Origin of the sequence: Holdemania massiliensis AP2, from assembly GCF_000327285.1 — a bacterium.
GTDB lineage: Bacteria > Bacillota_I > Bacilli_A > Erysipelotrichales > Erysipelotrichaceae > Holdemania > Holdemania massiliensis.
Genome location: NZ_HE998568.1, coordinates 425,903 through 446,030, shown reverse-complemented (window position 1 = coordinate 446,030; position 20,128 = coordinate 425,903). Strand labels below are relative to the sequence as shown.

Here is a 20,128-nt window from a genome sequence, read left to right as displayed (position 1 = left end):
ACGATCCCTCCTTATTTCATTTTGTTTTTGAAATCTTTGTATTCGATCCGCTTCATGTCCGGAACAACCTGAAAGAAAATCTCAATCCCTTTCGTATCCAGAACATCCAGATCGGCAATTTCCTGAGCCGTGAGGTAAGTGCCGTCCTGGACTGTCATTGTATTGTCGCGTTTTTGAACCGGACCGATCATCAGGCTTTTCGGCAGTTCTTCTATTTGTTCAAACAAGATTCTGGCAATAGTGGGAAAACGGAAGACGATCATCGTTCCGACTTTGTCCGCGATCGCCTCACGAATCGGATCGATCGCTTCCTCCACCGTGTAGACGTCGTTTTTCATCCCCGGCATCGCGATTTTTTCTACAACATATTTCATTGTGGAATTGGTCGCGGTGAATTCATCAATGACGATGATATGTTTAATGAAGTAGTGCTGAACCAGACGGGTCATGCATTGGCCGTGAATCAGACGGTCGTCGCAGCGAATGAGATTGATCATGCTTTTCCTCCTCTCTGAAACTGTGATCGTACGCTGACGGATCTAACTAAAGCATAAGAACTCACCTCTCCTCTTTTATAAAATACTCCAAAATATTATAAATTGGAGTATTTTACTCCAAACACAGAATACACCCGTTTGACAAGATAAGCAATAGTTTTTTAAAAGTTTACAATGAGAACGAAGCCGAGGATTGATTTGACAGGGGATGTGTCCCTTTGGATTTCTTTCTTTTTCCGAACGAAAGAGGCTTGTTGGTTTAAAATTTATGATATGATTGAAACAGAGTCTGACAATGAAATCCTCTTAAAAAGAAAGGCAGGAATCCTTGTGTCCATTTATACGAAAATCAAAGACAATTACGCGTCCTTTACGAAAAGTGAGCAGCGGGTTGCCAAGTATTGTCTTGACAATTATATGGAGGTCAGTACGCACACGCTTTCGCAGCTGGCAGAAAAAGCGAACTGCGGGGAAGCCACGGTCGTCCGCTTCTGCAAAAAGATCCGCTGTGAGAGCTATCATGATTTCAAAGAGGAACTGGCGGAGGAAACGCGGGAACACCGCAAGAGTGAAAACGATTCGTTTGTCACTCAGATTTATCACAATATTCAGACTTCTATTGAATACACAATCGAAAATCTGGATTTGAATCAGCTTGATGAGATAGCTGGTCGGATGGAGAAGGCGGGGATCATTTTCTGCGCCGGCGTCGGCAATTCCGGAATCCCAGCCGAGGCTTGCGCGATGCGTTTAGTGCGCAATGGAAAAAATGGCGTCTATTTTAAAGACAGCCATTTTCAGTCGATTTATCTCAATGAATTGAAACGCGGCGATATTGCGATTTTCTTCAGCGCTTCCGGTGAATCCATTGATACGCTGCACTGTGCTGAAATTTTGAAACAGCGGAAAGTGACGACCGTATGCGTGACTTCGTCCATTGTTTCTTCCTTAGCGTCGCTTTGCGACTACTGCATTCTGATGAAGCGTTGGTCTGGGCCGCTCGGCGGAGGCAGTATGATCGGACAGATTACGCAGCTCTATATTGCCGACCTGCTTTCAACGCGGACCGGGATGATTGATCAGAAGGCAACACTGAAAGCGAAAGAAACCACGTTCGACTACATCCTCGATAAGATGAATAAGGAAAAGATATAAGGGGTAAGGGTCTGCCAGAGCTGAGCTTTTAGGAAGCGGGATACGTTTCAGCTGGGAAAGGACAGGGAAATGGTAATCACTTTCTTTACCGATGTTGCAGCCTTCCGTTCAGAATGGTTATAATGGTTAACGAACATGAACGAAAGGAGATCCACCATGGAAAAACATCAGGTTCTTGTAGACAAAAGCCGGTGCATCGGCTGCGGCTTTTGTGTGCGGGATTGTCCTGTCAACCATCTGCAGCTTCGTCAGCAGAAAGCACAAACGGTGTCAGATCACTGTATTCAGTGCGGACATTGCGTTGCAGTGTGTCCGAAACAGGCGGTCAGCCTCTCCGGTTATGCCTGCGCGCCGGTTGAAAAACCGAAGCTGGACCGCTTGGATCCTCAGGCTTTATTGGACACGCTGCGGTTTCGCCGCACGATCCGGCAGTTTCAGAAGCGAGAGGTAGCGCCGGAAATTATGGATCAAATTATCGAAGCCGGATGGCTGACACATACGGCAAAAAATAAACGGGATGTTTCCTTTGTTGTTTTGGATCAGCAGAAAGACCGCATTGAACAGATGGCGGTTAAGCTGTTCCGCAGAATTCAGCCGGCGGCCGGGCTGGTCAATTCGCTGGTGCGGGAACATCCGATTGATGATCATTTCTTCTTTTTTGAAGCTCCGGCGGTGATTGTCATTTTAGCCGAGGATAAAACGAATGGTCTGCTTGCGGCGCAGAATATGGAATATGTGGCTGAAGCATGCGGCCTTGGCGTTTTATACAGTGGTTATTTCACGATGGCGGCGCAGGCATCCGGTCAAATCCGAAAGGCCTTAAAGCTTCAGCGCGGACAAAAGATCGCGATGACGCTGGTACTGGGCTATCCGGCGGTTCATTATCAGCGCTCCGTGCCGCGGGATGAACCGGAGGTGACGCGGCTGTGAAATCGGATAAGCGGGAATGTGAAGAACGAGTCCGGCTCATCGCTGAAGGTTTCCAACAATGCCGCAGCGCCTTTACGGCGATCGGCGATGAAACGCGGCAGCTGATTCTGCAGGTTTTGCTGGAAAGTGATCTTAACGGTATCCGGGTCGGCGAGATTGCGGCCAAAACCCATCTGACCCGGCCTTCAGTTTCCCATCATCTTCAGATATTGAAAGCGGCCGGGATTGTCGCGATGCGTCAGGAAGGAACAAAGAATTATTACTACTTGAGCCTGAAGCAGACGCAGTGGAAGGCGATAGCGGATTTAGTCAATCTGATTTATGCGAGCGTTGAGCATATCAGTGCCGCGGATGCACGCAGGGAGGGATAAGGATGATTTGTTATTTTACAGGAACCGGCAACAGCGCTTATGTGGCTTCCAGAATAGCCGGCCAGACTGAACAGGAGGTCCTCAATCTATTTGAAAAAATTCGCAGCCAAGATCACACAGCGCTGCATTCTGAAAAGCCGTGGGTTATTGTCTGTCCGACCTACGCCTGGCGGATACCGCGGATTCTCAGCACCTGGCTCAAACAGACGCCGCTGACCGGCAGCCGGGATTTGTATTTTGTCATGACCTGCGGCGGCAGCATCGGAAACGCAGAAGTTTATTTGAAAAAGCTCTGCCGGCAGAAACAGATGAATTTTTGCGGCTGTTTTCCGATTGTGATGCCGGAAAACTATCTTGCTTTATTTACCACTCCAACCCAGGATGAGGCGCTGGAATGCATCCGCAAAAGCGAGCCTTGGATCGATCAGGCCGCTCAGGAAATTCGTCAGGAAGTTCCGTTTTCATCCATTCAGGCAGACGCAAAAGACAAGCTGAACAGCGGGATCGTCAATGTTTTGTTTTATCCCATGATGGTATCCGCGAAAAAGTTTACGGTAACCGACGCCTGTATTCACTGTGGGCTATGTGCGAAGGTTTGTCCTTTGAACAATATCCAGCTTCGTCAAGGCCAGCCTCAATGGGGAAAGAACTGCACTCATTGCATGGCCTGTATTTGCCGCTGTCCGAAAGAAGCGATTGAATACGGTACGCATAGCGTGGGATTACCACGCTATACCTGCCCTTTGTAACCCATGAGAAAATCCCCATCTCTGATTTGAAACGGAGATGGGGACTTTTGGGAAATTGATATTCAGATACAAAATACGGCGTAAAGGGGTACGATTTTCTTATTTTCTTCCCAACCAAAGTTCTTAGCCGAACATTTGATGGCATAAGCCGGTTTATATAGCTCCATATATCGCTTGAGACTCTTTGCTTTCGTGTTATCTGCAGCTTTGACTTCAATCGGGATGATCTGGTTTTCGCGCTGAATAATAAAATCAATTTCAGCACCTCGTTCTGACTCCCAATAGTAAGGGGAATATCCATTCACAATAAGTTGATTATTCACATAATTTTCTGTCATTCCACCTTTAAAATCATTAATTTCATCCACCATATAAAGAATATCTGTTGCGGATAATTCTTTTTTTGCACAAAGCAGACCTGAATCAGAAACATAAATCTTAAAGGCGTCAATATCTCGATCATTCTCTAGTGCTTTCCTGATCTGCTCTGCTCGGTAAATCCGCGAGGTAATTCCCGAAAGGCAAAGCCATTCGATGGCATTTTCAAATTCAGCGGCACGGCCTCCTTTTTTCACAAGTTTATATTGGAAACGCGTGTTCTTTTTAGAAAGCTGAACGGTTATGTTATCATAAACCAACCGGGTTTTCTTAATTTCGTTGGAATGATTGTATTTACTCATATCATTCAGATAACCAGTCAAAATCATTTCTTGAGTAAGATAGTCCTGTGTTTGGGTAAACTGCATGACACATTCAGGCATTCCCCCCACGATGAGATATTGTCGATACAACTGCATTGCAGCATCGTGATAAACGGCCGGCAGCGGTCTGTTTGTATTAAAACTTTGTTAATTTGCAGGACGAGTTCGCGCTCTTCCATAGCAAGCATGAACTCTTCCAAATCCATTGGGTACATTGTTTGAATATCAACTTTACCAACAGGAAATGAAAATTCGGCTCGATTGACTGCAACTTCCAATAGACTTCCAGCAGCAACATGATATTCCGGAGCACTTTCACAAAAATATTTCAAACTCGTCAAGGCTCGTTCGCATAATTGTATTCATCAAAAATAATCAACGTTTTCTCTTTGATGATGGATTGATTGGCAAGATGGGGCAAGATCGGAATTAAATAATCTGGCTGGATGTTCTCGGCAAATGTTTTAGCTAGTTTGGGATGGGTTTCAAAATTAAAATAAGCAACATTCTCATAATGGATTTGTCCAAATTCAAGTAATGTATATGTTTTTCCGACCTGCCTCGCTCCTTGCAGAATTAAGGGCTTACGATATGGATTTGATTTCCATGATTTTAAAAACATCATCATTTTTCTCTGCATAGCAAACCTCCTGTGTTTATTTCATTGCATATTCATGTAAAATTCAATGGAATAATTTAATGAATTAACACTATTTAACGCGAAAAACCAAAAATAAGTTTCTCATCTTAAGAACAGCAAAGTCAGAGTTTTATTCAAGCTGAACTGAGATGGTTTCTATTTCAATAAAACTTTCAGAATGCTTCTCTATTCAGTTATAATAGAGGTACTTCAGGAGGAATTTCATGGTTAATTTAGCGCAATGCGAAATCCGTATGGTTTGTCTGGATCTGGACGGCACGTTGTTCACGCCTCAAAAGAAGGTCAGCGAACGCAGCCGTAAAGCGATCGTGGCCTGCCTGGATCGGGGCATTGAGGTGATTCTCGTTACCGGCCGGCCGTATTTGTTTGCCCGCGGTGTCGCATTATCCATTGATCCGCGCGTGGATGTTATCGGCTATGTCGGAAACTACCGCAGCATTCGATCTCAGGCGGAAGGAACGCCGATTGCACGGGAAACCGCCTTGGAAATTCTGCGGCTGCTTCAGCGCGAACATGTATGGATGCAGGCCAAGACGTTTCACCACATCTATGGCAATGCCTTGAATTTGATTCGTCCGGATTATCAGAAGGTTACCCGGAACAATCCGGCTCAGGAACGAATTGAAGTCCACAGCTGGACGGACCCACTGCAAAGAATTCAGGAATCGTCAGAGCCGGTTTATAAAATTATTGCATTGGGCGGAATCAAGGTGAAAAAATTGAACCAGCAGCTATCATCCCTGCCGGGCATCAAGGTATACAGCTATGCGAAGACCAATCTGGAAATCACGTCGGATCAGCATGACAAAGGAACAGCCATCCGCTGTGCAGCAAAACAGCTGTCAATTCCGTTGAATCAAGTTTTAGGTGTGGGGGACAGTCTGAATGATATCGAAATGCTGGAAGTCTGCGGCGTCAGGGCAGCGATGGGCAACGCTTCCTCAGCTTTAAAGGCGAAGGCCGATATCATTACAGGCACGAACGCCCAGAATGGCGTGGCTCAGCTTTTGGAACAGCTGGTTTAAACACTAGACAGGCAACCTAGCATCAGAAATCAAGGAGGAAGGAAAACGTATGGAATTTCTGGATTTGGCCGCTCAGCGGTATTCCGTCAGGCGTTTCGACAGCCGAAAGGTCGATTCACTGCTTGTAAATCAGATTTTAGAAGCCGGCCGGCGGGCGCCCACGGCGAAAAATCTTCAGCCGCAGCGCATTTATGTCATCCAAAGTGAAGCGATGTTAGCCAAATTAGCCGCGATCACATCGATGACGTTCAACGCGCCGCAGGTCATGGTTATCTGCGGGGATGAGCAGGAGGCTTGGGTCAATCCATTCAATCAGCACAGTTCTGCGGAAATGGATGCTTCCATCGTCGCCGTCCACATGATGCTCCAAATGCAGGAACTGGGGATCGGCAGCACCTGGGTTTGCTGGTTTGATACAGCCCAGGTGAAACAAGCTTTAAACCTGCCGGAAGCGGTTGAACCGTATTGTCTGCTTCCTTTCGGGTATCCGGCGGCAGACTGTCGCCCATCCCGCCAACATGATCAGCGCAAGCCGCTGGATCAAACCGTAAAGTATCTCTGAACACATTCATCGATAATTTCCAGATAAAAAAGGTTTATACACAGTACATTCAAAGATCTTGACCTGAGGGTTTTCTTTGAATGTTTTTTATGTATGCGCAGAGGTTTTCTTTTTTTGGGTCTATTGTTGTAAACCGTGACTGGTGCTATAATGAAATTAGATCAATATTGAAGTGGGCAGAAAAAGAATTTGCGAGTATATTTACAGGAATGTGGAGGAAATAGGATGAAGATCAAACGAAGAAAACAGATTGGAATCGGGATATGTCTGATCCTGGGATTGTTAGGACTGGGCAGCTGCAAGTCCTCTGATGCGGCAAAGGGCTCAAACGAGAAATGGTTGAGTCAGGCTGATTCACAGGCAGTGATTGTAAAAGGGACTTATTATATGCCGGATTTCGATCAAAATCAGATCTATGTCTGGCATTTTCAGGATCAGTCTTTGTCGACCTGGGATTTTGTACAGGAGGCCAATCTGGAACCCAGTAAGATTCTTAGGATCACATCTTTTGATGATCAGCATTTGGCAATTTGGACTCAGACTGAGGAAGAAGCGACTGGACTTTATGAGATGAATCCGTTGACGGTAAACCTGTGGAATTTGAAAGAGAGCCGTCTGGAAAGACAGATTCAGGCAAACGGTTCGGGGCAGATGCGGGGTGAGGACTTATACTGGATCGTTCAGAATCAGCTGTGGCATCAATCCGTAAATCAAGACGAGGCTAAGATGGTCGCAGATCTGAGTACCCTCGTCGGTGATATGCAGCAGGTTAAAGTGGAAACCGTCCAAGATTTGTATGTGATCGTTTCTGCCGAACAGTATTCCCCGGAAAGTGTGCGGACTTATTTTAAAATAGATCGCAGCGAACAGACAGTTTCTTCCTTTGCCGTGCAACCTGAAAACTGGGGTGCCCCTTATTATTCAGTGGCTTATTTGATTGGTGCGGATGATGAAAAGCTGTACTTTCAGATTTACGGTGCAAAGCAGGTTGTTTATTTTTCTACGGATCTGGAAGGAAAAAAGGCTGAGTTGATTACGCTTCAGGATTCACTGAGCAATCAGCCATGTTTATCGGAAAAAGGTATTTATTCCGTGGTATCCAATCGTAAAATTGGTAATTTTGACAATCCGAGGCAATGTCAGGTGATTCGTCAACAGAATTATGATAAAACACCCATCGCAACTGTGGACTGCGATCTGGAAACACGGCTGACAAGGGTGGGCGGATGGCTGAAAACAGCGACTTTGTCCGGCAATGGAATGCATCGGATTTCATTAATTCAGCCTGAAACAGGTAAGACTTATGAGGTGGTGCAGAATAAAAACGCGTTTTATCAAGCGCAGGAAGACCAAGCGCTGGATGGCATTGATCAGCCGATGCAATTCGATCAGGAAGTACCGGCTGCTCAAGGCAGTGCCCTGGATCCTGGAGAACTGCTTACCTTAGAAGGGAAAGTGGTGGAAGTTGAAGACAAGATTTTGGTTCTCAGTGCTAATGGGAAGACTTTGCAGCAGTTGAATCCAGAAACGGGTACCTATGAAGAACGCTACTTTATATCGCAGGCGAAATATCCACGCGGAAGAATGCGTTCGATGATCCCGGTTGAAGATTGGCTGTTCATTAAGGCAACGATGGATCAGCCTGGAGGTATGGAGTGTTTACTGATCTTGGATAATCAGGAATTCACTCCAGTTTATACTCTGGAAAATGTCAGACTTGTTTCCGCGGCTCAGGGGAAGGTATATTATATCCGAAATCGAAATGGGACTGAAGCAGCCGAGGTGCGCTGTCTTGACCTTTCCAGCGGAGAGGATGTGCTCCTTCTGGATGAAAGATTGTTTAATAACGAGTCTTATGGTTCATCGCTGAGCGGGATAACCTATGATGATGCCCATCATTGTTTATGGCTGATTCAGGGTGGTTTCCGCAGTGGAGATCTTTATCAGTATGATCTGACGAATCAAACCTTAACGTTAAAAGCCCGTCCTGAACAAATTGATACCTACAATGAACAGAGTTTTTTGTTAACTCCATCAGCGCGGCCGAAATTGCTTTTGGGTTTATGGCAGGCGGAAGATTTGATTGGTGATAATGTAGACTATTATTTCCTGGAAGGAAATCAGGCAGACTTACTAATCAAAGATATATCGATGATGGGAAGTGCCGTTCTTACGCAGCGGGGTGCATTTACCGCGGAGCTCTCAGACGGGGATTACGCGCAGCCGTTTCAGGACTATAATTCACCAAGCTATCGTCCTTATTCAACGATTTATTATCGCAGCGGGGAGCGCAAGGATGAACTGTTTCAATTAGACAGTATGGAAGTGGAATTAGCCTATCTTCCATCGGTTGATCTGTTATGGCTGAGGGCGCAGGATAAACAGTCAGAATATCCGCAGGAAACCTGGATCAGTTATCTCTACGATCTCAATTCCGGTGAACTGCGTACAATCAACGAAGAAACCTTCAACATCTATGAGTGAATGTCTGATTGGATTGATCAGAAGTGGATGAAGATTCAGCTTTTGAGATCCTGTTGGATTTCTGAAACCAAGTTACGCTGAAATACAGGAAAGAATTAAGGAAGATGAAATGAAGAAAAGGCAGAAAATAGGGCTCCGGCTAATCCTGTCTGCACTGCTTGTCAGTGCCTGTGCAGCGGAAAAAGTTCCGGTGATTTCAGAAAGTCATGAATGCTGGTATACGGATCAAAATTCCGATTCAATATTGATGGATGGAGTTTTATGGACACCTACGTTGGATCATCATGCTATTTTACGCATGAATACGATAACCGGAGAATCCGAAATCTGGGATTTTGCATCAGAACAAGCGTTGGGTGAAATAAAAATCCGGCGCATCACAGTGGTGAATGAGCGCTATTTTGCAATATGGCTGACCGCATCATCGGATTCAACGCTGCCCATTGCGGCAAAAGAATTTTATTTTCTTGAAGATGAATCCTTCATTCCCGCAGCGGTTGTCATTTGGGATCGTTCAGCAGGGGAAATCAGAGATATCTTGAAAGTCCCTCTGGGAGCCGTGGTTCACGGGATAAATGCCTATGTCATCACGGACAATATTTTGCGGCGAATCGTGTTAAGTCAGGGCTTTGCAATCAATGAAAATTCATTCTGGGATCGAGTTGAAGGCGGTGAAAAAGTGGAAGTTGTGTCTGCGGTTGACAAACGCTTAATTTTGCAGGTCAGAGCGGGAAACTCAGAGAAGGAAACGAATTCTTCTGAGCAGCGATACTGGATCTGGAATTTTGCATCACGTTTGCCGGATCAATGGATTGAAATTTCGTTTATCCCTGATTTTGGGGCAGAGAGGGCATCTGTGGAATATATCGGAAACCGGGACAATGAGTTATTTTTCCAAACACAGAATGAAACGGGTACGCTTGTTTTCCAAGCCGGAGCTGATGGAATCGGTCAGATCCAGGAGTTAGGCTCGCTCGCTAATAGCCAGGTATGTATTTCTGAAACTGGGTATTATTATGGAACTGTGCTTTCAGCGCAGTCGGGTACGAGAGCGCCCGGACTTCTGTTAATGCGAAAACAGGGGGCTGAAACAGTGGTCATCAGTGAGTTTCAAGATGGAGTTTCAGCCGAAATTTCACCCCTGGGAGGATATTTATTAGTGCAGGTTCAGATGGAAAACGGGCAAATTCAACAGTTTCTGATTCATCCCGCAACTAAAGAAAAATTATGCCTGCAGGAATCAAGCGAAGCTAAAGTAAATTAAAACAGCTGGATAGAGTAGAAATTTGATCCAAGGAGTGTTTGCGTAAGGGCTTTGCGGAAGATCTGAGACTTTTTACAGGAAAGCATTTTCACCCCTATTAAAATAAGCTATAATCTTTACCAGAGAAACAAGAGGTGAGTACGAATGCAGAGTTTTGAGAAAGTTTTAGAATCCATTCCCGAACGTGTGCGGATGCGGCTGATTCCGGTCACCTTTGAACCAGGGGATACGATCATTGAAAAAGGTGCGCCCGTTACCTGCGGCTATATATTCACCGAAGGCGTACTGGATGTGCAGAGTGTTAACACCCGCGGCATTGCCTATACTTATGTGACCAATTATGAAGCCCGTTTTGTCGGATTGATGGAAATCTTCTCGGATCACCATCGTTACTGCTGCTCGCTGAAAGTTGATAAACGCTGCTGCGGTTATCGGATCAGTAAGGAAGATCTGTATATCCTGTTGTCGGATTGTGATCCATTTAAGGAATATTTGATTTGTTACTGGGCTAATCAGTTTTATGAGTCTTCGATTAACGAATCCCGTTATCCTACCAATTCGATGGATATCAAGCTGATTGATTATCTGCTGCGGTTATGTGATGCGCTGAAACCAAGCGGGGATCTTATTCGAATCAAGATCAAGAGGGAAGAGCTGGCCGCATTTATGGGCTGTTCCCGACGGACGGTTTATCGACTGCTCAGCCAGTTTAAAAGTGAAGGGCTGATTGGAAAAGAAGGAAATACCTTAACCATTACCTCTGAACAAAGAAAGAAATTGTTTAAAAAGCGGGAAGAGTAAGCAAAATTAAAAAATTCACACATCGGCAGATAACTAGAAAACTGATGTGTAGCGGCTGTTTGGTTAGAAGCAGCAGGAAAGTCAAAACATAAAAGATTCAGGAAAGGACAAGCCTGCGGCAGAGTCGTTTCCTGTTTTGTTTTATCCGGTCTTTTGTCGGGTATAAAAAAGCTGCCGTCGGTTGAATAGCTCCATTCGACAACAGCTTGACAGGATAGGAATATCGTTTATTCGTTGGACAAGGACTGGGCTGCATGAATTCCAGCTAAGCGGCCGGAAGTGAAGGCAAAACCTTGATCAACACCGCCGTAAGTGACATAGGGTTTCTTTTCCGAATACAGCACGCCGGAGGCATCCAAGCCTGCAGCATACAGGTTATTCATCGGTGAACCATCAGCTTTAAGGACTTCCAGGTTGGTATTGACGTCCAAGGCCGCACAAGTGCTGTAAGGATAATTTGTCATTTTGATCGCATAGAAAGGCCCTTCGCCAGAGAGTGGGTCTAAGTTCTCGGCCTTCTTATTGAATTCTTCATCCAATCCCGATTCACAGGCATCATTATAGGCTGTGACCGTTTGCTTTAAGATTTCAGGCTCCATATTCAGCTGTTCTGCTAAAGCTTCTACCGTATCCGCTTTGAAAACAAATCCCGCTTTTATGGCAGCTTCCATGACTTCATGCGCGTTGGGAATTGGTGTGCCCGCCGGAGCCCAGCCATTAGCGCCTAAGTTTACAGTCATCATGTAGGCTGGCGCTGTCCGCAGACCTCGTTCTTCAATCGCACGAATTTGATTCTCACTGTAAAGGGAATAATAGTTTGGACCTGAAACCCAAGCATCAAAATTCAGACGCGATTCATCAGCGAAACGGTTTCCTTTGGTATCGACGGCCAGTGAATCCGGGGCGACGCCCATGTAATGCGGCAGATCCCCTTCCGTCCATTTAGTTGGCTTCATCGTCTGCATGCATAGTTGATCTTCCAGGGTATGATATTCAAAATTGTTCAGGAATCCTGCCGCACCGATGATATGAACAGCCGGGCACATTCCGATGTTATAGGTTGCTGCACCCTGAGTGATCGATGACTCGATCAGCTTGCCGTCATTTTGCTTCATTCCGACCATGTCCCAGGTTCCTGATAATGGGTAATATTCATTGGATAAATATTTTGTGGTCATTTCGGAATTAGACAGGAACCCGCCGGTTCCCATAATGACCTTCTGCGCGTGGATGATATATTCCGTACCATCGGCCGTACTGCGGGCTTTGACCCCGGCGATGCTGCCGTTTTCCAGGATCAGATCATAAGCTTCGGTTTCCAGCATGATTTGACCGCCCATTTCAGTAAATTTTTCCATGCAGCGGTCATAGAATTGGATGTTGTGCTGACGTCTTACCGTCATTCCTTCCTTGCTCGGCGCATAGGAGAACAGAACGACATTGGAATCCGCTTCCGTTAAACCTGTCTGCGGTTTTTCAAGCTCAAGTCCATAATCTTCAACCAACCAGTCTAATGTATTGCCGGATTCATCCAGCAAAAGTTCGATCATTTCCGGTTTGGCATCACCTTCGACATAGTCTAACCAATCTGCCAAAAGGGCGTCGCGGTCTGTGAAATCATTTCCGTCGTTATACTTAGCGGCTAATCCCTGTGGATTGACCGCAAAGACGCCGGCGCATAACGAGGAAGCACCGCCATAACGCCCTGCTTTGTCAATGGCCAGAACGGAGACATCGGACGGATTTTTTTCAGATAAAGTTTCTGCAGCGCTTAAAGCCGCAGTTGTGCCGGCTGCCCCCAAGCCAACAACTAAGATATCCGTATTGAGTTCTTGCGCGTCAGTGGATTTTGCGGCAGCCGCTTCAAACGCGGATATCGCCGATGGATCGGTTCCGGCAGCTTCCAAAGCTTCGGCAATCGCTTTCTTAGCCGCACTTTTGATCGCGTTGCTGGAAACAGTTGCCCCACATACAGAATCGACGGCAACGGACTGCTGCTCAATCATACGCTGCGGAAGAATTTCAGCTGCACTCTGAAAAATACCGACGGTATCTGCGGAATCCGGGTTGACGTCAATGGAAATCAGATTTGTTTCATCGACTGTTACACTGACTTCAATATCCCAGGCTGAACGGAATCCCGGGGCTGCAGCGGTATAGGTGCCGGGTTTCATCTTCACTTCCGCGGCCGCAGTTTGGTTACCGACAGCCGTATTCCAGGCTTGCTTTGCGGCGTTTAAGACTGCTTCGCTGGTGATTGTCGCACCGCTGATGGTATCGACATGGACTGACTTGCTTTCCAGCATGGCTGTCTGCAGTGCAGTCATGGCTTTTCCCCCAACCGTTTCCGTTTCCTGACTGCCCTGGATTTCAACCTGGGTTAAAGCGTTGTCCTGAACTGTGACGGTGACGGAAACTTCACCGCCAAAGCCCTGAGCACTTGCCGTGGCTGTTTGCGCGCCGGAAGAGGTTCCGGATTTGGCACAGCCGCTGAGCAGCAGAGCGCTGGCGGCAAAGAGTATCCCTGTTTTAGACATCAATGTTTTCATTTTCTTTCCTCCGTTTGATAATAATTTAGCATGCCTTGTGTTCAGGAAAGAAGAAGCAGTTGTTTGCATTGGGTGTAACAATAATTACAGCAATGTGTTACAATTAAAAAAAGAGGGATGAGTATGGATGTAAATCAGCTGCATTATTTTCGGACAATTGTTGAACAAGGGAGCTTGAATAAAGCTTCGGAAATTCTTTACATTTCCCGGCAAGGATTAAGCAAAATAATGAAGAAAATGGAAAATGAACTGGGAGCGCAGTTGTTTGACATCACCGGAACCGGTGTCGTTCCAACCGTGTTCGGTCAATCGTTATATCAAAGATCGGAAGACTATATTCGGTTTCATCAGAATTTTCTTACGGAAGTTGATAAAATGAAGCTGAATCCGGCCCATGAACTGAATATTGGTCTTCAATCCGGATTTTCTGAAGGTTTTGGTAAAGACTTTCTGGCAAATTTCATCATTCAGAATCCGGATCTGTCCATCCGTGTCCGCTCCTATACCCGGGAAAGAATAATTGAGGCGATGGATCAAAAAGATATTCCGATCTGGATTGCCGCGGGTCATTATAATGATGCTGCTTTTCATCCTGTCTACACCCGCAGAAACAAATTGTTTTTGCTTGCGGCGCAAAATCATCCGCTGGCCCAACAGGAGAAAGTCTACCTCAACGATCTTGCGCCGTATCCGCTGATCGGACTCACTCATGATATTGGACAGAAAGGCCGAACGGAGGCGGAGATCAACAGAAACAAATTGAAAACTCCGGATTTCTATCTGAATGCATCAGATCGGAATCTGATTATGAAGCTTGTTCAAAGCGGACTTGCGGTGAGCTTTAATGCAGGCTGGCAATATACAGAATATCCGGGAATTGTTGCCTTGCCTTTAGCGGACTTGGAGGTCGAGGTCGAGGTTCATGCATTAATCCGCAAAGATGTAGCCGCAAATGAACCGGTGAAGCGATTTTTGGATTATTTAAAAGCTTTCAACACATGAGCAGACGGACTGACGAAAGCGATTTGTTTTTGTGGCAAAAAAGGAATGACGGAAATAAGGTGAAAATGATGAAAAAAATGGTGATCGGTCTAAGTGTTGCATTTTTATTGACGGGCTGTTCTTACATAAACGAGAAGGAAAACCACAAGGAAGATTCTGAATTAAACCAAGAAGCGGGGATAGAGCTAAGTCCGGATGAAAATCCTCAGTTTAATCATGATCCGGCGGAGAATGGGGAGAATATAGTCGATTCAGGACTTAATCATGAAGAAATTATGGCTGGGAATTTTGCTTCATTTGCCGGTGAATATGTCAATTCAGAAGGAACGATAATGCTTCTTGATGAAGCAGATATTGAAAGAAGACTGCTGGATGTTATGTGCATAGAAGACGGACATTATTACTTAAACGTAAAAACGGATGATGGATTTGGTTATGGAATTGATGTTTACGGTATCGGAGTGGAAGTATCCGATTTTGAAGGATTAACTGATATTACAAAAATTCGCGTTTGCTGTGGTCAAGCGGGTCCTATGAATATAGAAGAAATTTTCAATAAAAAGTAAAAAAATAGGATCCAAGGGTCAGTAATTATGCGGGAAAATGACGATTTCATTACAGATCGGAAAACGCTTACAGAAGAAATCGAAAGAATCACAGGAAATATAGTAAAAGTGACATTTGTCACTTTTTTTGTAAGCTTTTCCATGATATAAATCTACTGTATTTGTAAGCGTTAAGCTTACCAGGAGGGAAAAGATGAAAAAGTTAGGACTTCTCTGTACCGCCGCACTGCTTACTTTATCGCTGGCTGCCTGCTCAGGCAACAACGCTAAACAAGGCGGCACAGACAACAACGGAACCGCCGGTAATGATGACAAAAAGCAGATCAGTGTTGCAATCGTTCTGTCCACCGGGGGACTGGGCGATAAGAACTTCAACGACATGTCTTATGATGGACTGACCCAGGCCAAAGCGGACTTCGGCATTGATTTCCAGTATGTAGAGCCGGAATCAGCCAGTGACTTTGAAGCGGGTTATCGTCAATTTGCGGATTCTGGAAAATATGATTTGATCATTGGTCTGGCTACCGATCAGAATGATGCGTTAACTGCAGTTCAGGCAGATTATCCGGATCAGAAATTCTCCATCATTGATTCTTCGGTCGAGCTGCCGAATGTCAGCGCCGTTTCTACCAAGTGGCAGGAACAGACCTTCCTGTGCGGCGTTTATGCTGGCTTGGGCACGCTGTCAGAGATGCCGAAAGCCAATGCTGACAATGTTGTTGGCGTTATCTTAGGTATGGACAATCCGAACCTGCGTTCCGGTGTCGTTGGCTTTGAAGCAGGTGTTAAATATGTTAATCCTGAATGCGAAGTTCTGACTGCGACAGTGGGCAGCTTCAGTGATTCGGATAAGGGTAAAAACATTGCGATGTCGATGTATAACAAGGGTGCGGATTTCATTCAGCATATTGCTGGTGCTTCCGGCCTGGGCGTCTTCAACGCGGCGAAGGAAGCAGACCGCTATGCGTTCGGTGTCGGCGGAAATCAGAATGCCATCGATCCAGATTCGATCGCGGCGACTTCCATCCGCAACGTTAACGAAATGGTTTACAACGAAGTCAAGGCTTTAGTTGAAGGCACATGGACCGAAGGCGTCAAGATCAGCGGCTTGAAGGAAGAAGCTGTCGGATATTCCAATGAGTTCTCCAATGTTGAAGTTCCTGAAGATATTGCGGCAGCGATTGCGGATATCAAAGCTAAGATTCAAAACGGCGAACTGGTCATCTGTGAAACTGAAGATGAACTGGAGAGCTGGGTATCTTCCAATCAGTATACAAAATAAGCTGACAGCTAAGTTGATTTTGTAAAAGAAAAAGGAGGAAACAATGAACAGTGTAGAAATGATCGATATTGTTAAGCAATATCCATTAGTACGAGCTGTTGATCATGTTTCCTTTTCTTTAGGTGAGGGAGAGATTCATTCCCTGCTGGGAGAAAATGGAGCCGGCAAATCAACATTGATGAAAATCCTCTACGGGATGACGTCGCCGGATGAAGGCGAAATCCGCATCAATGGCAAACCGGTTAAGATCAAGAGCCCCAAAGACGCAATTCAGCTGGGAATCGGCATGGTGCATCAGCATTTCATGCTTTCCCCGGTCATGAGCGTAACGGAAAATATCATCGTCAATCATGAGCCGCGTAAAGGCTGGCTGATTGATGAAAAAAAGGCCGAACAGCAGATTCAGGAGCTGATCGACCGGTTTCATTTCAACATTGATGCGCGGGCCAAGGTTCAGGAGCTGTCGGTTGGCGAGCAGCAGCGCGTAGAGATTCTCAAAGCGATCTACCGCGGCGCTAATATTTTGATTCTGGATGAACCGACCGCGGTTTTAACACCGCAGGAAGTGGAAGAACTGTTTGTCATCATGCGGAATTTAAAGAACGATAAGAAATCCATTATCATCATTACGCACAAACTGAAGGAAACGCTGGCCATTGCCGACCGCATTTCGGTTTTGCGGGATGGGAAAATGGTGGAATCCGGTCTGCCGTTAGACAATGTTACGACAAACGATCTGGCTCAAATGATGGTCGGCCGGGAAGTGGAACTGAACGTACGCCGGAAGAATACCAACCTGGGTGAAGACTATTTCCGGATTCAGGATCTCAAGCTGAGCGAACGCGGCGTGCAGGTGCTCAGCGGAATATCGCTGACGATCCGCAAAGGCGAAATCCTCGGCATTGCCGGGATTGAGGGGAATGGTCAGACGGAATTGATTGAAGTGCTGACCGGACTGCGCAAGGCGGATTCCGGAACGATCACGATGGGTCTGGAGTCGATCCATGGCGATGCGCATACATTTTTGAAGCATAAAATCGGGCATATTCCGGAGGATCGGCTGACCCGCGGCTTAGTCAGCGAAATGTCGATTGAAGATAATCTGATCTTAGGCTACCATGACGCGCCGCAGTTTCTGAAGCAGGGCATGCTGCAAAAGAAAAATATTCAAAGCTATGCGGATGAAGCGGTCAATGAATATATGATTAAAACGCCGAATGCCCGTGAACTGGTTTCCTCGCTGTCCGGCGGAAATCAGCAGAAGGTTGTCATTGCCCGCGTTTTCAAGCAGAATCCGGATGTTCTGATCGTGGCTCAGCCGACCCGCGGCGTGGATGTCGGCGCGATGGAATATATTCATCATCAGCTGCTGCAGCTGCGCGATGAAGGCAAGGCTATTTTGTTAATTTCGGCTGATCTTGATGAAGTTCGTTCGCTGTCTGACCGGATCGCGGTGATCTATGATGGCCGGATCGTCAGCGTGCAGCAAGCAGAGGACGCCGATGAACTGTCGTTAGGATTGTTGATGACCGGCGGAAAGGAGGCGCGTCATGAGCAAGCTGTCTAACCGTTTGATGCAAACCAGCTCCATCGTGATTTCGCTGGTTTCCTTTATGCTGGCGATTCTGGTCAGCTGCATTATCATGTTATTTTGCGGCTATGATCCGATCTTTGCATATTCCGTGATCATTGAAGGTTCATTGGGATCGGTGCGTTCCTTCACTAATACGTTAATTCAGGCGACGCCGCTAATTTTTACCGGTCTGGCGTTTATGATCGGCAAAAAGGCAACGTTGATCAACTTGGGCGTTGAGGGCCAGATGTATACCGGCGCGATGGTTGCGGCCTTGGTCGGTATGACGCCGCTGCCGCTGCCGGGGGTGATCCACCTGCTTGCGGCATTAATCTGCGGAGTGATCGGCGGCGGTTTGTCCGGCGCGCTGATCGGCTTTCTGAAAGTTAAGTTTGGATCGAATGAAGTGATCACGACAACGATGTTAAACTTTATCATCATTAATTTTTGTGATTATCTGGTCAATTATCCGCTGAAAGCCGAAGGGGCAGTCGCCCAGACCAACAAAATTGTTGAAGGCGCGCTGTTAGGCAAAATGATTCCCGGTTATCAGCTGACCTGGGCGATTGTGATCGCCGTGATCGCGGCTCTTGTAGTTAAATTCATCCTTGAGAAAACACGCTTCGGCTATGAAATCCGGGCGGTGGGTTTGAATATGAAGGCCGCGGAAACGGCAGGCATCAAGGTCGGCGGCGTCATGATGAAAGCAATGCTGTTCAGCGGCGCGCTGGCCGGTTTGTGCGGAGCTGTGCATGTAACCAGTGTCGGCAAGCGTTTCATCAGCGGCTTTTCGCCAGGATATGGATTCAGCGGCATCTCCGTGGCAGCGCTGGCCAGTGATTCGCCGCTGGGAATCGTTCTGGCCGGCATCATCTTCGGCGCCTTGAAAACCGGAGCGATGTATCTGAACATGATGAGTCAGATTCCAACGGAATTTGTCAGCGTGATTCAGGCGCTGGTGGTTATCTTTGTTTCAGCGCCGTTGCTGATCCGCGCGCTGATCGGCGCAGACCGGAAGAAGAAGGGAGGACAGCGTCATGCTGAATAATGTGACAGGCATTTTAAGCACGATGTTCTCAATGTCGATTCCGCTGATTTTAGCGGCCTTGGGCGGCGTGTATTCCGTGCGCAGCGGGATTATGGCGCTCGGCTTGGAAAGCATGATCCTGACCGGTGCGTTCACCGCGGCGGTAGGTTCCTTCTATTCCGGCAATGCCTGGATCGGCTTGTTGTGCGGAATCCTGGGCGGAATGATTTTTGGTTTATGCCATGGCGTTCTGTGTATCCGCTACAAAGTCAATCAGGTCATCAGCGGTATCGGCTTAAACTTATTGGCGACGGCGGCGTCGACCTTGCTGATGCAGATTATCTGGGGCAATAAAGGCAACTCTGAAGCCGTGGCTTCGGTCAATACCAAACTGACATTTCTAAAGGATATTCCGATTCTGGGCGATATTTTCAGCCGCCAGTCTGTTCTTCTGATCTTTGCGATTGCGGCCTGTATTCTCAGCTGGTTTATCTTATTTAAGACGCCGTTCGGCCTGCGGCTGCGCATGGTTGGCGAAAACCCGAAAGCGGCCAGCAGCATGGGCATCCCGGTCCGCCGGATGAAATATATCGGCGTTTTGGTCTGCGGCGCCTTAGCTGGTTTAGCTGGGGCCTATCTGTCGATCGACAGTCTGAATATGTTTGTTCGGGATATGTCGGCCAGCCGCGGATACATTGCGATCGCCATCGCGATCCTCTCGCGCTACAATCCGCTCAGCGTGTTGCTTTGCGGCTCGCTGTTTGCGTTGTGCGACGCCGTTCAGATTTATGTTCAAGGCTACGGAATTCCTTCGCAGCTGGTTCAAATGATTCCGTACATCGTCACGCTGCTGGTTCTGGCCTTTGGCGTCAAGAACATTCAGCCGCCTGCCGGTGTGGGTAAATATGAAGATGAATAAAGGAGGAACT

19 protein-coding genes are annotated in these 20,128 nt (G+C 46.6%); 15 read left to right on the top strand and 4 right to left on the bottom strand.

What is annotated here, in order from left to right; all coding sequences use genetic code 11:
• Positions 1 to 11 precede the first annotated feature (11 nt).
• Entirely contained in the window at positions 12 to 497 is a 486-nt protein-coding gene (locus tag BN162_RS09880; protein ID WP_020224928.1) for a PTS sugar transporter subunit IIB, read from the bottom strand.
• Between the two features lie 330 nt (positions 498 to 827).
• On the opposite strand from BN162_RS09880, the gene BN162_RS09875 reads away from it, so the two are divergent.
• From BN162_RS09875 to BN162_RS09860, 4 genes are all read left to right on the top strand, one after another.
• Positions 828 to 1,652, top strand: a complete 825-nt coding sequence (locus tag BN162_RS09875) for a MurR/RpiR family transcriptional regulator (RefSeq protein WP_167540015.1) — start codon at positions 828 to 830, stop codon at positions 1,650 to 1,652.
• Positions 1,653 to 1,808: 156 nt separating this feature from the next.
• Complete coding sequence (locus tag BN162_RS09870) at positions 1,809 to 2,582, top strand: nitroreductase family protein (protein ID WP_020224926.1); 774 nt, start codon at positions 1,809 to 1,811, stop codon at positions 2,580 to 2,582.
• Entirely contained in the window at positions 2,579 to 2,953 is a 375-nt protein-coding gene (locus BN162_RS09865) for an ArsR/SmtB family transcription factor (protein WP_020224925.1), read from the top strand. Before BN162_RS09870 ends, BN162_RS09865 begins: the two co-directional genes overlap by 4 nt.
• 2 nt (positions 2,954 to 2,955) lie before the next feature.
• Positions 2,956 to 3,702 (top strand): EFR1 family ferrodoxin, encoded by a 747-nt coding sequence (locus tag BN162_RS09860; RefSeq protein WP_020224924.1) that lies wholly within the window; start codon positions 2,956 to 2,958, stop codon positions 3,700 to 3,702.
• Between the two features lie 62 nt (positions 3,703 to 3,764).
• On the opposite strand, the gene BN162_RS18935 is transcribed toward BN162_RS09860, so the two are convergent.
• Complete coding sequence (locus BN162_RS18935) at positions 3,765 to 4,499, bottom strand: ATP-binding protein (protein ID WP_208854751.1); 735 nt, start codon at positions 4,497 to 4,499, stop codon at positions 3,765 to 3,767.
• A 241-nt stretch (positions 4,500 to 4,740) separates the two neighbouring features.
• Positions 4,741 to 5,043 carry an AAA family ATPase gene (locus BN162_RS18930; RefSeq protein ID WP_208854750.1) on the bottom strand — a complete coding sequence of 101 codons (303 nt, stop codon included), beginning with the start codon at positions 5,041 to 5,043 and terminating at the stop codon, positions 4,741 to 4,743.
• Between the two features lie 224 nt (positions 5,044 to 5,267).
• On the opposite strand from BN162_RS18930, the gene BN162_RS09850 reads away from it, so the two are divergent.
• The 5 genes from BN162_RS09850 to BN162_RS09830 all read left to right on the top strand — a co-directional run bounded on the left by BN162_RS09850 (position 5,268) and on the right by BN162_RS09830 (position 11,200).
• Positions 5,268 to 6,089 (top strand): Cof-type HAD-IIB family hydrolase, encoded by an 822-nt coding sequence (locus BN162_RS09850; protein WP_020224923.1) that lies wholly within the window; start codon positions 5,268 to 5,270, stop codon positions 6,087 to 6,089.
• Positions 6,090 to 6,138: 49 nt separating this feature from the next.
• Positions 6,139 to 6,651: a nitroreductase family protein gene (locus BN162_RS09845; protein ID WP_020224922.1), complete on the top strand. Its 513-nt coding sequence runs from the start codon at positions 6,139 to 6,141 to the stop codon at positions 6,649 to 6,651.
• Positions 6,652 to 6,876: 225 nt separating this feature from the next.
• Positions 6,877 to 9,135, top strand: a complete 2,259-nt coding sequence (locus BN162_RS09840) for a hypothetical protein (protein WP_020224921.1) — start codon at positions 6,877 to 6,879, stop codon at positions 9,133 to 9,135.
• Positions 9,136 to 9,325: 190 nt separating this feature from the next.
• A complete protein-coding gene (locus tag BN162_RS09835) occupies positions 9,326 to 10,399 on the top strand; it encodes a hypothetical protein (RefSeq protein WP_147612172.1) in 1,074 nt (357 codons plus the stop codon).
• A 144-nt stretch (positions 10,400 to 10,543) separates the two neighbouring features.
• On the top strand, positions 10,544 to 11,200 hold the full coding sequence (locus BN162_RS09830) for a Crp/Fnr family transcriptional regulator (protein ID WP_020224919.1): 657 nt from the start codon (positions 10,544 to 10,546) through the stop codon (positions 11,198 to 11,200).
• 227 nt (positions 11,201 to 11,427) lie between these two features.
• Here the strand turns inward: BN162_RS09830 and BN162_RS09825 are convergent, their stop codons facing one another.
• Positions 11,428 to 13,749: an FAD-binding protein gene (locus BN162_RS09825; RefSeq protein ID WP_020224918.1), complete on the bottom strand. Its 2,322-nt coding sequence runs from the start codon at positions 13,747 to 13,749 to the stop codon at positions 11,428 to 11,430.
• Positions 13,750 to 13,872: 123 nt separating this feature from the next.
• On the opposite strand from BN162_RS09825, the gene BN162_RS09820 reads away from it, so the two are divergent.
• The 6 genes from BN162_RS09820 to BN162_RS09795 all read left to right on the top strand — a co-directional run bounded on the left by BN162_RS09820 (position 13,873) and on the right by BN162_RS09795 (position 20,118).
• Positions 13,873 to 14,751, top strand: coding sequence for a LysR family transcriptional regulator (locus tag BN162_RS09820; protein WP_020224917.1), 879 nt, complete (start codon positions 13,873 to 13,875; stop codon positions 14,749 to 14,751).
• Between the two features lie 68 nt (positions 14,752 to 14,819).
• A complete protein-coding gene (locus BN162_RS09815; RefSeq protein WP_040451784.1) occupies positions 14,820 to 15,317 on the top strand; it encodes a membrane lipoprotein lipid attachment site-containing protein in 498 nt (165 codons plus the stop codon).
• 193 nt (positions 15,318 to 15,510) lie between these two features.
• Positions 15,511 to 16,599, top strand: a complete 1,089-nt coding sequence (locus BN162_RS09810) for a BMP family ABC transporter substrate-binding protein (RefSeq protein WP_020224915.1) — start codon at positions 15,511 to 15,513, stop codon at positions 16,597 to 16,599.
• Positions 16,600 to 16,642: 43 nt separating this feature from the next.
• Positions 16,643 to 18,166, top strand: coding sequence for an ABC transporter ATP-binding protein (locus BN162_RS09805; protein WP_020224914.1), 1,524 nt, complete (start codon positions 16,643 to 16,645; stop codon positions 18,164 to 18,166).
• The gene (locus BN162_RS09800) at positions 18,150 to 19,220 is read left to right on the top strand and encodes an ABC transporter permease (protein ID WP_020224913.1); all 1,071 of its coding nucleotides are present in this window, start codon (positions 18,150 to 18,152) and stop codon (positions 19,218 to 19,220) included. Before BN162_RS09805 ends, BN162_RS09800 begins: the two co-directional genes overlap by 17 nt.
• Complete coding sequence (locus tag BN162_RS09795; RefSeq protein WP_020224912.1) at positions 19,210 to 20,118, top strand: ABC transporter permease; 909 nt, start codon at positions 19,210 to 19,212, stop codon at positions 20,116 to 20,118. The genes BN162_RS09800 and BN162_RS09795 overlap by 11 nt, the downstream gene beginning before the upstream one ends.
• Positions 20,119 to 20,128: the final 10 nt, after the last annotated feature.